This is a genomic window from Stenotrophomonas panacihumi, assembly GCF_001431645.1.
GTDB lineage: Bacteria > Pseudomonadota > Gammaproteobacteria > Xanthomonadales > Xanthomonadaceae > Stenotrophomonas_A > Stenotrophomonas_A panacihumi.
The window spans coordinates 15,676-29,237 of the sequence record NZ_LLXU01000066.1 but is presented as its reverse complement, the minus strand read 5'-3'; the positions used below and the strand labels follow the sequence as shown (position 1 = coordinate 29,237).

Sequence of the window (13,562 nt, the reverse complement as noted above, 5' to 3'; positions counted from 1 at the left end):
TCGCTACTCCGCGTCTTCCACCCGCTCGCCCATCAGCTCGCGCTGCCGCCGGTCCAGCTCCTCGGCGTAGCGCTTGCGCACGAAGCCTTCCGACAGCACGCCCAGCACGTGCCGCTCGGCGTCGATGACCGCCATCTCGTCGGTCTGCGTCTGGTCGAAGCGCTGCATCACCGCCACCACGTCGGCATCGGCGGGCAGGGCGGTATCGCGGTTGCCGGCGAAATCCGCCAGCACCGCCTCCGGCTTCACGCCATCGGCGTAGACGGCCGCCACGGTGACGATGCCCGCATAGCGCCCTTCGCCATCCAGCAGCACCACGCGCGTGCCCGAGCCGAGCGGGAAGCGATGGCGGAACTCGGCCACGCTGGCATCGGCGGCCATCGTCGCCGGGTCGCGGCGCATCATGCGGCCGGCGCTGAGGTTGTGGATCCAGCCCACGTCGCGCGCGCTCTTGATGCTTTCCCCGCGCAGGTGCAGGCGCCAGGTCGAGAACGAATAGCCGAACACCTGCCGCACCACCGTGCTGGCCACCAGCACCGCGGCCATCACCACGCTGGCCAGCACGAAGTCGTGCGTGCCTTCCAGCACCAGCATCGCCATGGTCATCGGCGCGCCGACCACCGCGGCCGCCAGCGCCGCCATGCCGGCCAGCGCCGCCGAGGTAGGGTCCACCAGCGCATCGCCCACGCCGAGATTGAGCAGGCCGGCATACAGCGCGCCGACCAGCGAGCCCATGAACAGCGAGGCGAAGAACAGGCCACCGCGGAAACCGAAACCCAGCGAGATGCCCGAGGCCAGGCACTTGAGCAGCAACAGCACGCCCAGCCACAGCAGCGGAGTGTGGCCGGTGAGGTCGATATGCAGCGCGCCGTGGCCGGAGGACAGCGTTTGCGGCGTCACCAGCGCCAGCGGAATCAGCAGCACGCCGCCGAGCACCGGCCGCGCCCAGGCCGGCAGCGGCGTGCGGTTCACGCCCTGCTCGATGGTGGTGACCAGGCGCATCACCGCCACGCCGACCAACGCGCACACCAGCCCGAGCGCTGCGAACAGCGCGTAATCGCGCGGATGCAGGCTGAAGACGGTGGCGGCCGGCAGCAGGTAGGGCGGCAGCCCCGCGGCCTGCGCGATGAAGCTGCCGGCCAGCGCGGCCACGGCCACCGCCGCCAGCGCGGAGGGCGTATAGGCGCCGATGACGATCTCGAAGGCATAGAACGCGCCGGCCAGCGGCGCGCCGAACGCCGCGGCGATCGCCCCGGCCGCGCCGGCGCCGACCAGCGTGCGGATATCCGCGCGGCGCAGGCGCAGCACCCGGCCCAGCTGCGAGCCGCTGCCGGCGCCCATCTGCGTGTACGCCGCTTCCAGGCCGACGGACGCGCCGAAGCCGTTGGACAGCAGCGTCTGCAGCGAGACCACCAGGTTGTCGCGCATCGACATGCGCCCGCCGTGCAGCGCGTTGGCCTCCACCGCATCGAGCAGCTGGCGGCGGCGCGCCCGCGCGGCGCGGCCGATCAGCCCGACCAGCAGGCCGCCCACCGGCAACACCCACAGCGATTCCAGCCCGACCTGCGCGATCGAGCTGAGCCGTTCGTTTTCGTCGAAGCCGTACAGCCAGGCCTGCAGGGAGTGCGCCAGGCCGGCCTGCAGCAGGGTCAGCAGGCCGGCGATCAGCCCCACGACCATCGCCAGCACGATGAAGCCGGCCTCGCTGCGGCGGAAGAACCGGCGCAGCGCCGGCATCAGCCCGGATTCGCGGGCGGGCGCGGCGCCTGCGTCGGGGGACGACATCGGCTTACTTCACCCGGCGCACTTTCGGCATGGTGTTGTAGCCATCGACCTGCAGGTACCACACGCCCATCAGGCCCGGCTTGATCTTCACCTTCGGGCTGTCCTTGCGCACGCGCAGTTCGGTCGATTCGGTCTGCTCCCACTCCTGGCCGTTGGCCAGCACGTAGTGGCGGCCCTTGCCGAAGCCGGTGAACTCGCCGGCGATGGTGCTTTCGATCGGATCCTTGCTGCCGAAGTCGAGGAAACCGCGGTTCTTGGTGATGACCTCCTGCCGGCCTTCCTCGCGCGCCTGCGCCAGGGCGGCCGCCCCGGTGCCGCCGGCGACCGCGGCGGTGGCCTTCTGCGTCTCTGCGGCGACCTTGCCCTGCAGCCAGTCGTTGAGCGCGGCCAGTTCGGTGGCGCTGAGCTTGTCCAGGCCGGCGGCCTTGAACTGCGCCGGGGTCATTTCCTGCTGCAGGTCGCCGCTGACGGCGCGCTGGGCGAAGGCCGCGCCGGCCGGCAGGCTGAGGGCGAGGGCCAGGGCGAGACCGGACACGAGCGGGCGGGACAGGCGCATGACATTGGTTCCAGACAGGGGATGCGCGATAGTGTAGACGCAACCTGTTCGACCGATCCGCCGTGCATCGCCCGCCCCCCGCCCATCTCCAGGACCTGCTCGACCGCCGCTCGGCGGCCGCCATCGCGCCCGCGTTGCGCGAGGCGTTGCTGCAGGCCTGGTCCGCGCAGCCGGCCGCCGCCGAGGCCGTGCCGGCCTGGCCGGTGCTGGCCGAAACGCTCGACCTGCTGCACCTGCTCTCGGCCGACGAGGCCACGCTGGTGGCCGCGCTGCTGTTCGACCTGCCCGCGTTGCGCGGCGCGGTGGTCGAGTTGCCGCTGGACGCCCCGCGCCGCCAGGTGCTGGCCGGCCTGCTCGAAGGCCAGGATGCCGCCGACCAGGTCTGGGCGCTGCACGCCGGGCGCGAGGCCGGGCGCAACAGCGAAGGCCTGCGCCGCCTGCTGCTGGCGATCATCCACGACCTGCGCGTGGTGCCGATCCTGCTCTCGCGCCAGCTCGCGCGCATGCGCGCGGCCAGCCGCCTGCCCGAGGCCGGGCGCCGCGCGCTGGCACAGCTCACCCGCGACATCCACGCGCCGCTCGCCAACCGGCTGGGCATCTGGCAACTCAAGTGGGAGCTGGAAGACCTGGCGTTCCGCTACCTGGAGCCGGACACCTATCGCCGCATCGCCCGCGAGGTCGACGAGACCCGCGTGGAGCGCGAGCGCTACATCGAATCGGTGCGCCGCGCGCTGACCCACGCACTGGCCGAGCACGGCCTGCATGCCGAGGTCAGCGGGCGGCCGAAGCACATCTACAGCATCTGGCGGAAGATGCAGAAGAAGCGGCTGGCCTTCGACCAGCTCTACGACGTGCGCGCGCTGCGGGTGATGGTGGACGACGTCGCCGCCTGCTACGCCGCGCTCGGCGTGGTGCACGCGCTGTGGGCGCCGGTGCCCAGCGAGTTCGACGACTACATCGCCCGCCCCAAGGCCAACGACTACCGCTCGCTGCACACCGCCGTGGTCGGCCCGGAAGGGCGCACGGTCGAAGTGCAGATCCGTACCCACGAGATGCACGCGCAGGCCGAGCTGGGCGTGGCCGCGCACTGGAAGTACAAGGAAGGCGGCAAGGGCGCGGAGAAGGCGTTCGACCGCAAGATCACCTGGATGCGCCAGCTGCTGGAGCAGTCGCAGGAAGGCGAGGCCGGCGAGCTGGCCGGCGCGCTGGATGCCGAACTGGTCGAGGACCGCGTCTACGCGCTCACGCCCAAGGGCGAGGTGATCGACCTGCCGCAAGGCGCCACGCCGCTGGATTTCGCCTACCACGTGCACACCATGGTCGGGCACCGCTGCCGCGGCGCGAAGGTCAATGGCCGCATCGTGCCGCTGGCCTACAAGCTGCGCAGCGGCGACCGCGTGGAAGTGCTCACCGCCAAGGAAGCCGACCCGCGCCGCGACTGGCTGCTGCCGGCCAACGGCTTCCTCGCCAGCGGGCGTTCGCGCGACAAGGTGCGCGCGTGGTTCCACAAGCTCGACCGCACGCGCAACGTGCAGGCCGGGCGCGAGTTGCTGGATCGCGAACTCAAGCGGCTGGGCCTGCAGCAGGCCGATCTGATGATCGCCGCCAAGCGTTTCCATGCCGACAGCGTGGACGATCTCTACATCCAGGTCGCGCTGGGCGACACCGGCCCGAGCCAGGTCAGCCGCGCGCTGCTGGAAGCCGAGCGCGCGCAGCAGGCGCCGCCGCCGCTGCCGCGCCCCACCGCCAAGCGCACCGGGCTGGGCAAGTCGAAGTTCACCGTGCTGGGCGTGGGCAACCTGCTGGTGCAGCTGGCGCGCTGCTGCCAACCGGTGGCGGGCGAGCCCATCGTCGGCTATCTCACCCAGGCGCGCGGCGTCACCGTGCATCGCGCCGATTGCGCCTCGCTGGCGCGGCTGGGCGCGGCCAACCCGCAGCGGCTGTTGCCGGTGGAGTGGGGCCAGGCGGGCAGCGGCTACGAGGTGGACGTGCAGGTGCGCGCGGTGGACCGGCGCTACCTGCTCAAGGACGTGACCAACCTGATCGCGCAGGAAGACGCGCACGTGCTGGAGATCAACAGCGACAACGTGCGCGACAGCGGCCAGGCGCAGCTGCGCCTGCGGCTGAAGGTGAGCGACTACGGGCAGCTGTCCACGCTGCTGGGCAAGCTCGATGCGCTGCCGGGCGTGCACCAGGTGCGCCGGCTGGGGTAGGGTCGGCGGGCGTCATGCATGCTCGCCAGTCACCATCGCGTCGCGTGCGCCCCGCTAAGATCGCCCGGTGAACCCGACACCCCCTCCGCGCCACGGACGCCGCCGCCGTTTCCGCACGCCCCTGCGCGGCGCGCTGGTGCGTCCGTTGCGCGACCGCCGCCTGTGGATCGGCGTGGCCGTGGTGGCCGCGGTGCTGGTGATCGGCGTGGTGGCGTTCCGTCGACCGCTGGCGCAGTGGCTGTGGCCCGATACCCGCATCCAGCAGCTGCTGGCGCAGGGCGAACGCGCGCTGGCGCAGGGCCGGCTCAGCGCCGCCGATGGCAGCGGCGCGCGCGAATCCTTCGAGGCCGCGCTGGCGCTGGACAGCGACCGTGGCGAAGCCGGCGACGGCCTCGCCCGCACCGGGCTGGCCGCGTTGGCACAGGGCAAGCGGGCGCTGGCGCGGGGCGACGTGCCCGGCGCGCGCAACGCGCTTACCCTCGCGCAGGCTTTGCAGGTGCCGCGCGCGCAATCCGATGCGCTGGCGCTGGACCTGCGTCGCCATGAAGCCGCGCGCGCCGGGCTGGACGACCTCGTCACCCAGGCCCGCCACGCCCACGACGAAGGACGCCTGGAAGGCGCGCCAGACAGCGCGCTGCCGCTCTACCAGCGCGTGCTGGCGCTCGCCCCGAACCGGCTCGATGCCCTGGAAGGGCGCGAGGATGCGCTTTCGGACCTGCTGCAGGCCGCGCATGCCGAGCTGGCGCGCGGCGATCTCGCCGCCGCCGCGGCCAAGGTGGAGGCCGCGCGCGGCTACGACCCCGGCCATGTCGACCTGCCGGCCAGCGAGGCTGCGCTCAACGAAGCCGTGCAGCAGCGCCTGCGTCGCTTCGACACCCGCCTGCGGCAAGGTCGCCTGGCGCAGGCGGATGCGGATCTGGAGACGCTCGCCGACCTGCGCCCGGCGTACCCGGAGGTCGCGCGCGGAAGCGAGCAGCTGGCGGCGGCCTACGCCGCGGAGGCCGCCCGCCGCGCCGGCGATTTCCAGTTCGACGCCGCCGATGACGCATTGGCCCGCGCGCGCGCCTGGTCGCCGGAGGCCCCCGGCGTGCGTGCCGCCGCCCAGGCCATCGCCAGCGCGCACCAGGCGCAGGCTTCGCAGCGTCAGGCGCTTTCGCCGGCGGCACGGGCGAAAAAGCTGCGCCAGCTGCTGGCCCGCATCGAAACCGCCGAGGCCAGGCAGCAGTGGCTCACCCCGCCGGGCGAAAGCGCCTACGACGCCCTGCGCGAAGCGCAGTCACTGGCGCCGCGCGATGCGCGCGTGCGCGAGGCCGCCGCGCGGCTGGTGCCGCAGACGCAAAGCTGTTTCGAGGATGCGCTGCGCGCCAACCGCGTGCGCGGCGCGCAATCCTGCCTGGATGCGTGGCAGGCGTTGTCCGTGCGCGATGCCGGCCTGGCGGATGCGCGCCGCCGGCTGGCGCAGCGCTGGATCGCGGTGGGCAGTGAGCGGCTGGGGGCGGGCGATGCCGCGTTCGCCAGCGAAGCGGTGCGGCAGGCGCGGCGGCTGGATTCCGCCGCGCCCGAACTGGCCGATTTCCAGGCGCGCGTGCGCGCCGCCGAAGGGCGCGACCGCTAACGGCGTCAGTCCAGGAAGATCCGGCGCACGGTGTCGCGCGCGGCGTCCAGCGAGAAGTGCTCGGCGACGTTGCGCAGGCCATGCGCCGACAGCTGCGACCACAGCGCCTCGTCCTCGTGCAGGCGCACGACGGCGGCGGCGAAATCCTCCGCCGTATCGGCGACGAGCACGTCCTGCCCGTCGCGCAGGTGCATGCCCTCGACCGCGCAGGCGGTCGCCACCACCGGCTGGCCGTGCGCCATGCTCAGGTTGACCTTGCCCTTCACGCCGGCGCCGAAACGCAGCGGCGCCACCGCCACGCGGCAGCCGTCCATGTACGGCGCCAATTCCGGCACATGGCCGTGGATCTCCACGCCCGGCTGCGCGGCGGCGAGCGCGCGCAATGCGTCGGGCACGTCGGCACCGATGCAGTGGAAGCGCACGTCCGGCAGGCGCGCGCGGATGCGCGGGAACACCTCGCCGATGAACCACTGCATGGCATCCGCATTCGGCGGATGGCCGAAGCCGCCGACGAACACGAGGTCGCGGCGTGCGGCCCAGCCGGGCGAGGCGGTGGCCACTTCGTGCAGGTTGGAAAGCAGTTCGACCTGCACGTCCGGTGCATCGGCGCGCAGCAGCTCGCGCTCGGCCGAGGACACCAGCACCGTGACATCGCTGCGCGCCATCACCGACAGCTCGCGCGTGCGCGTGCGTTCGGCCGCGCGCAGGCCGGCGGTATCGCCGGCGACCTCGGCGCCGCGGCGCTCGCGCAGGTAATGCAGGTCCACCGTGTCGAACACCGTGCGCGCGCGCGGCGCGTGGCGGCGCAGCAGCGGCAGCGCGGTGTCGGCGACGTGGTGGCGCACCATCAGCACCGCATGGAAGCGTTCGCCGTGCTGGCGCAGCCACGCCGCGAGGCTGTCGAGCTGCGGCGCGTGCCACACCTCCACGCCCAGCGCCTGCAACGCGAGGGTGTGGCGGCCGCCGTGCGCGCGCGCCGTGGGCACGAACACCACGTGCGCGCCGCCCTCGATCAACAGGCGGATCAGGTTGTACTGGCGCAGCGAGCCGGAATCGCGGTCCGGCTGCGGCACGGCTTCGTCGAGGATCAGCACCTGGCGCTGGCGGCGGTGCAGCAGCGCCGGCGCCGGCACGCTGCCGGCGGGCAGGTGGGTGGCGAGCACCTCGGCCCACTTCTGCGCGAATACCGCGCGGTTGCGCACCTGGTAGGCCTTGATGCCGCTGCCGGTGTCCGTGCCGTGGCTGGTGCCTTCGTCGTGCACCACGCGCGCGGCGGGCTGCACCAGCACTTGATAGCCGGCGGCGTGCACCGCGAAGGCCAGGTCGGTGTCTTCGTAGTAGGCCGGCTTGTAGCGTGCGTCCAGGCCGCCGATGCGTTCGAGCAGGGCGCGCGGGATCGCCAGCGCCGCGCCGGAGACGTAATCGACTTCGCGCACGTAGGCGTAGCGCGGGTCGGACGGCGATTCGAAGCGGCCATAGCTCCACGCGCTGCCGTCGGCGAACACGATGCCGCCCGATTCCTGCAGCCGGCCATCCGGATACAGCAGCTGCGCGCCGACCAGCCCGGCGCGCGGGTGGGTGGCGAACGTGCCGATCAGCACGTCCAGCCAGCCCGGCTGCGGCACGGTGTCGTTGTTGAGCAGCACGACGTACTCGCCGCGCGCCATCGCGATGCCGTCGGTGCAGGCGGCGATGAAGCCGCCGTTCTGCGCGCGGCGGTGGTAACGCAGGCCTTCGACCTGCGGCAGCACGCGCGGCGTGTCATCGCCCGTGCCGGCGTCGTCGATGACGATGACCTCGCAGGCCAGCGCCGGCGGATGCGCGGCCAGCGCACGCAGGCACGCCAGCGTGTGGTCGAGATGGTTGTAGACCGGGATGACGATCGACACCACCGGCGCATCGCCGTGCGGCACCGCGAATGGCGTGAACGGCTCCGCGGGCGGGAACCATAGCGGCGCGCCGGTATCGGCCACGCGCGGCTGCAGGTGCACGCGGGCGCGCGAAAGCGTGGCGCGCCAGCCGCGCGCGCGCAGGCTCGACAGCCCGCGCCGGGCCAGCCCGGTCATGCGCCGCAGGAAGTAACGCCATTCGGAAATCGACATGCGCGTGCGCCCGCTCAAGCCTGCCGGCGCGCGGTGCGCGGGGCGGTGGAGACGACGGCGCGGGGCGCCGCGGCGGGCTTTGCGATCATTTCTGCTTCCATAACACCTTATGAGCCGGGGATCGCGCCGGACGCAACCGCCGCGCCGGCTGCGCTAGACTCGCCGGAGCCCACATTCTCGCATCCCCGTGCCGCGACACCACGATTACGACGATCCCGAAGACATCGAAGACGACTTCGACGAGGAACAGGACGGCCCGCGCTGGCAGCGCCGGCTGATCGTGTGGGGCCTGGCCGCGTTGGCGCTGGCGCTGGGTTTCCTGATTCCCTACACCCTCTACCTGAACCAGCAGGTCACCCAGCGTTTCGGTGAACTGCGCTGGCAGATTCCCACCCGGGTCTATGCGCGCCCGCTCGGCCTGGCGCCGGGCAAGGCGATGGACGCGGCCACGCTGAAGACCGAGCTGGACGCGGCCTCCTACCGCGACGACGGCAGCGGCCAGCTGCCGGGCACCTACCAGCGCGATGGCGGGCGTTTCGTGGTGTCCAGCCGCGGCTACATCGATGTGGACGGCCGCGTGCCGGCGCGCCGCATCGAGGTGGTGGTGAGTGGCGGGCGCGTGGCCTCGCTGCGCGATGTCGCCAGCCGCAAGGCGCTGCGCGCCGCGCGCCTGGATCCGGCGCGCATCGCCACGCTCTACGGGCAGAAGCAGGAAGAGCGCCGACTGGTGCGTCTGGAAGAAGTGCCCGAACTGCTGGTCACCGGCCTGCAGGCGGTGGAAGACCGCGACTTCAATTCCCACCACGGCATCGACGTCAGCGGCATGATCCGCGCGGCGTGGGTGATGGTGCGCTCTGGCGGGCAGACCCGGCAGGGCGCCAGCACGCTGACCCAGCAGCTGGCGCGCAGCGGCCTGCTGGGCATCGGCAAGGAACAGACGGTCACCCGCAAGTTCAACGAAATCCTCTACGCGCTGATCATGGAAGCGCGCTACGACAAGCGCACCATCCTGGAGGCCTACCTCAACCAGGTCTACCTGGGCCAGCGCGGCAGCCAGGCGGTGCATGGCGTGGCCTCGGGCGCGGAGTTCTGGTTCGGCCGCGACCTCAATTCGCTGACCACCGAGCAGGTTGCGCTGCTGATCGGCCTGGTGAAGGGCCCCTCGTATTACGACCCGCGCCGCAGCCCGGAACGCGCGCTGGACCGCCGCAATTTCGTGCTCGGCAAGCTGCGCGAGAGCGGCTTGATCAACGACGCCGAGTACAAGCGCGCCTTGGCCGCCCCGCTGGGCGTGCCCGAGCAGCCCGGCCTGGTGGCCGCCAACCGCTTCCCGGCCTACGTGGACCTGGTGCGTCGCCAGCTCGCCCACGATTACCCCGAAAGCGTGCTGCAGGGCGCCGGCATGAGCGTGCTCACCGGCATGTCGCCCTCGGCCCAGGCGTATGCCGAGGGCGCGGTGACGCGCACGCTGAAATCGCTGGAAACCAAGAAGCGCCCGCCGCTGCAGGCCGGCCTGGTGATGACCGACGTGCACAACGGCGACGTCATCGCGGTGATCGGCAGCGGGCAGGTCTCCGACCCGGGCTTCAACCGCGCGGTGGAAGCGCAGCGGCCGGTGGGCTCGCTGCTCAAGCCGTTCGTCTACCTGCTCGCGCTGGCCTCGCCGGACCGCTGGTCGCTGTCCAGCTGGGTGGATGACTCGCCGGTGACGGTGCAGCTGGCGCGTGGGCGCACGTGGTCGCCGGACAACGCCGACCACCGCAGCCACGGCACGGTGCGGCTGGTCGATGCGCTGGCGCATTCGTACAACCAGGCCACGGTGCGCGTGGGCATGCAGGTCGGGCCGGAGCGCATCGCCCAGCTGATCCACGTGCTGGCCGGCCTGCAGGCCGATCCCAACCCGGCGCTGATCCTCGGCTCGACCGACCAGAGCCCGTACGCGATGGCGCAGCTGTACCAGTTCCTTGCCTCCGGCGGCGAAATCCAGCCGCTGCACGCCGTGCGCGGCGTGCTCGACCCGCAGGGCAAGCTGCTCAAGCGCTACGACAAGACCCCGGCACCGGCGCAGGAGGGCGACTCGATCGCCGCCAACCTGATCGGCGTGGGCATGCAGCAGGTGGTCGCCAGCGGCACCGCGCACCAGCTGATGGCCGACGGCCTGGGCCGGCTCACCCCGGCCGGCAAGACCGGCACCACCAACGATGGCCGCGACAGCTGGTTTGCCGGCTACACCGGCGACCACCTGGCGGTGATCTGGATCGGCAACGACCAGAACCAGCAGGCCGGCCTTTACGGCGCCACCGGTGCGATGCGGGTATGGTCGGGCATCTTCACCCGGCTGCCGAGCGCCGCGTTGAAGGTCAACGGCAAGGGCCTGGACTGGCAGTGGGTGGAAGCCAGCGGTTCGGGCACTACCGATGTGGATTGTCCCGGCGCGCGCCAGTTCCCGTTCGTGGTCGGCTATGCGCCGGCCTACGTGCCCTGCAGTGCCGGCGCCGCGCCGGTCGAAGGCGAAACGGCGGGCGAGGGCGAGGGCGAGAGCCACGGCGGTGGCTGGCGCAGCTGGTTCGGCCTGGACAAGAAGGACAAGCAGGCCGAGCCGGCGCCGGCTTCTTCGCCGCCCGAACAGTGAGTTGATGACGATGCCCAAGTTTGCAACGACATTCCGCGCGATACCCGCCGCCCTGGTGCTGGCCCTGGCCGCCTGCTCCAGCGCGCCGCCGCCGCCGGTGGTGACCGACACCACCACGCCGGCGCAGCGCCTGGCCGCGGTGGACAAGGCCGCCGGCGTGGACGACACCGAACTGTCCGTGCAGCCGCTGCGCGACCCGCAGGTGGACGACCTGCGCGAGCGCGCCCGGCGCCAGCGCGAGGCCGGCGACCTGGACGGCGCCGCGCGCGCGCTCGACCAGGCGCTGGGGATGGTGGCCGATGACCCGGGCGTGCTGCAGGAACGCGCCGATGTCGCGCTGCTGCAAGGCGATTGGAAGGGCGCGGAAAGCTACGCCAAGCGCGCCGTGGACCTCGGCTCCAAGACCGGCCCGGTGTGCCGCCGCCACTGGGCGACCATCGAGCAGGCGCGCCTGGCGCGCGGCGAGAAGGAAAACGCCGCTTCGGCCCAGGCGCAGATCGAGGGTTGCACCGTGCCGGGGATCAAGCGTTACTGATCCCGCGCGGGACCCGGGCACGCATCGCATCGCGGCGGGCGCCCGGCGGTCCCGCCCCCGCTGATTCCGACTTCCCGCCGACCCCGCCCCCATGTCCCTGCTCGCCCACGCCAGCCGCGAAGCGCTCGACGCGCAGGGCGCGCTCGCCCAGCACATCGCCGGCTTCACGCCACGGCCGGCGCAGCTGCACCTGGTGAGCGCGATTGCCGACGCCTTCGACCAGCGCGACGTGCTGCTGGCCGAGGCCGGTACCGGCACCGGCAAGACCTTCGCCTACCTGGTGCCGGTGCTGTTGTCGGGCATGAAGACCATCATCTCCACCGGCACGCGCGCGCTGCAGGACCAGCTCTACCATCGCGATTTGCCACGCGTGCGCGCCGCGCTCGGCGTGGGCGTGGAAACGGCGCTGCTCAAGGGCCGCGCGAATTACCTGTGCCGCTACCGCCTGCAGCAGGCGCGCGGCGAGCCGCGCTTCGCCAGCCCGGAGCAGGTGGCGCAGTTCCAGCGCATCGTGGCGTGGAGCGGGCGCACCCGCTTCGGCGACATGGCCGAGATGGAAGCGCTGCCGGACGATTCGCCGCTGCTGCCGATGGTCACTTCCACCGTCGACAACTGCCTGGGCACCGAATGCCCGTTCTGGAGCGAATGCTTCGTGGTGCAGGCGCGGCAGCGGGCACAGGCGGCGAACCTGGTGGTGGTGAACCACCACCTGCTGCTGGCCGACCTGGCGCTCAAGCAGGAAGGCTTCGGCGAGATCCTGCCCGGCGCGGAGGCCTTCATCATCGACGAGGCGCACCAGCTGCCGGAGCTGGCCAGCAACTTCTTCGGCGAAGGCTTCGGCATGCGCCCGTGGCAGGAGCTGGCGCGCGATTGCGTGGCCGAATCGCGCCTGGTCGGCGGTGCGCAGGCGGTGCTGCAGGCGCCGGTGCAGCAGCTGGACGAAACGCTGCGCCAGCTGCGCGCGGACATGGAAGGCCTGCCGCCGCGCGGCACGCAATGGCGCGCGCTGGCGCGGCCGCAGGTGCGCGAAGGCTTCGACGCGGTGGTCTCGGCGTTGCAGCACCTGCAGGGCGCGCTCGATCCCCTGCGCGATGCCTCGCCCGGCCTGGACGCCTGCGCCGCCCGCGCACGCGAGGCGGCGGGACGGCTCGCGCGCTGGCTGGGCGATGAAGCCCCCGTCGCCGATTTCGACGCGCTGCCCGAAGAGCACACGCCCGACAACGACGTGCGCTGGTACGAAATCACCCCGCGCGGCTTCCGTTGCCAGCGCACGCCGCTGGATGTCTCCGGCCCGTTGCGCGAGCACCGCGAGAACTCCCGCGCGGCGTGGGTGTTCACCTCCGCCACGCTGGCGGTGGATGGCGACTTCGAGCACATCGCCACCCGCCTGGGCCTGCGCGACCCGATGACCCTGCTGCAGCCCAGCCCGTTCGACTGGAACCACCAGGCGCTGTGCTACCTGCCGGGGCCGCTGCCCGACCCGGCCTCGCGCGGCTACGGCACCGCGCTGGTGGCCGCGATCCGCCCGGTGCTGGAAGCCTCCGGCGGGCGCGCCTTCGTGCTGTTCGCCGCGCACCGCGCGCTGCGCGAGGCGGCCGAGGCGCTGCGCGACGGGCCGTGGCCGCTGTTCGTGCAGGGCGAGGCGCCGCGCGCCACGCTGCTGCAGCGCTTCCGCGAATCCGGCAACGGCGTGCTGCTGGGCTCGGCCAGCTTCCGCGAGGGCGTGGACGTGGTCGGCGATGCGCTCAGCGTGGTGGTCATCGACAAGCTCCCGTTCGCCGCGCCCGACGACCCGGTGTACGAAGCGCGGCTGGACGCGATCCGCCGCGAGGGCGGCAACCCCTTCCGCGACGAGCAGTTGCCCCAGGCGGTGATCGCGCTCAAGCAGGGCGTGGGCCGGTTGATCCGCAGCGAGACCGACCGTGGCGTGCTGGTGCTGTGCGACCCGCGCCTGCAGACCCGCGGCTACGGACGGGTGTTCCTCGATTCGCTGCCGCCGTTCGCGCTGACCCATGCGCTGGAGGACGTGCAGGCCTTCTTCGCCTTGGCGCCGGCAGGCGCGGATCCGGCGGCCGAACTGCCCGTCGAGGCCCCGTCGCGGTAACCTTGCGCGCGTTTCCCGCC

Annotated in this window: 8 protein-coding genes; 5 read left to right on the top strand and 3 right to left on the bottom strand. The window is 72.5% G+C overall.

All coding sequences use genetic code 11. The features are described from left to right. Positions 1-3: 3 nt before the first annotated feature. Entirely contained in the window at positions 4-1,785 is a 1,782-nt protein-coding gene (locus ARC20_RS06905; protein WP_057646043.1) for a chloride channel protein, read from the bottom strand. Positions 1,786-1,789: 4 nt separating this feature from the next. Then, positions 1,790-2,341 (bottom strand): hypothetical protein, encoded by a 552-nt coding sequence (locus ARC20_RS06900; protein WP_057646042.1) that lies wholly within the window; start codon positions 2,339-2,341, stop codon positions 1,790-1,792. A 62-nt stretch (positions 2,342-2,403) separates the two neighbouring features. Between ARC20_RS06900 and ARC20_RS06895 the strand changes: the two genes are divergently transcribed. Further along, a complete protein-coding gene (locus tag ARC20_RS06895) occupies positions 2,404-4,554 on the top strand; it encodes a RelA/SpoT family protein (RefSeq protein WP_057646041.1) in 2,151 nt (716 codons plus the stop codon). Positions 4,555-4,621: 67 nt separating this feature from the next. Continuing rightward, positions 4,622-6,169 (top strand): hypothetical protein, encoded by a 1,548-nt coding sequence (locus ARC20_RS06890; protein WP_425478498.1) that lies wholly within the window; start codon positions 4,622-4,624, stop codon positions 6,167-6,169. Between the two features lie 5 nt (positions 6,170-6,174). Here the strand turns inward: ARC20_RS06890 and ARC20_RS06885 are convergent, their stop codons facing one another. After that, complete coding sequence (locus tag ARC20_RS06885; RefSeq protein ID WP_057646040.1) at positions 6,175-8,271, bottom strand: glycosyltransferase; 2,097 nt, start codon at positions 8,269-8,271, stop codon at positions 6,175-6,177. Positions 8,272-8,458: 187 nt separating this feature from the next. Between ARC20_RS06885 and mrcB the strand changes: the two genes are divergently transcribed. The 3 genes from mrcB (at position 8,459) to yoaA (ending at position 13,542) form a co-directional block, all read left to right on the top strand. Beyond that, entirely contained in the window at positions 8,459-10,903 is a 2,445-nt protein-coding gene (mrcB, locus tag ARC20_RS06880) for a penicillin-binding protein 1B (RefSeq protein ID WP_057646039.1), read from the top strand. 10 nt (positions 10,904-10,913) lie between these two features. Next, complete coding sequence (locus ARC20_RS06875) at positions 10,914-11,438, top strand: tetratricopeptide repeat protein (protein WP_057646084.1); 525 nt, start codon at positions 10,914-10,916, stop codon at positions 11,436-11,438. Between the two features lie 91 nt (positions 11,439-11,529). Beyond that, positions 11,530-13,542: a DNA repair helicase YoaA gene (gene yoaA, locus ARC20_RS06870; RefSeq protein WP_057646038.1), complete on the top strand. Its 2,013-nt coding sequence runs from the start codon at positions 11,530-11,532 to the stop codon at positions 13,540-13,542. Positions 13,543-13,562: the final 20 nt, after the last annotated feature.

Coding starts and splice junctions, on each gene's coding strand:
- ARC20_RS06905 (WP_057646043.1), bottom strand. CDS start 1,785: ATGTCGTCCCCCGACGCAGGCGCCGCGCCCGCCCGCGAATCCGGGCTG.
- ARC20_RS06900 (WP_057646042.1), bottom strand. CDS start 2,341: ATGCGCCTGTCCCGCCCGCTCGTGTCCGGTCTCGCCCTGGCCCTCGCC.
- ARC20_RS06885 (WP_057646040.1), bottom strand. CDS start 8,271: ATGTCGATTTCCGAATGGCGTTACTTCCTGCGGCGCATGACCGGGCTG.
- ARC20_RS06875 (WP_057646084.1), top strand. CDS start 10,914: ATGCCCAAGTTTGCAACGACATTCCGCGCGATACCCGCCGCCCTGGTG.
- yoaA (WP_057646038.1), top strand. CDS start 11,530: ATGTCCCTGCTCGCCCACGCCAGCCGCGAAGCGCTCGACGCGCAGGGC.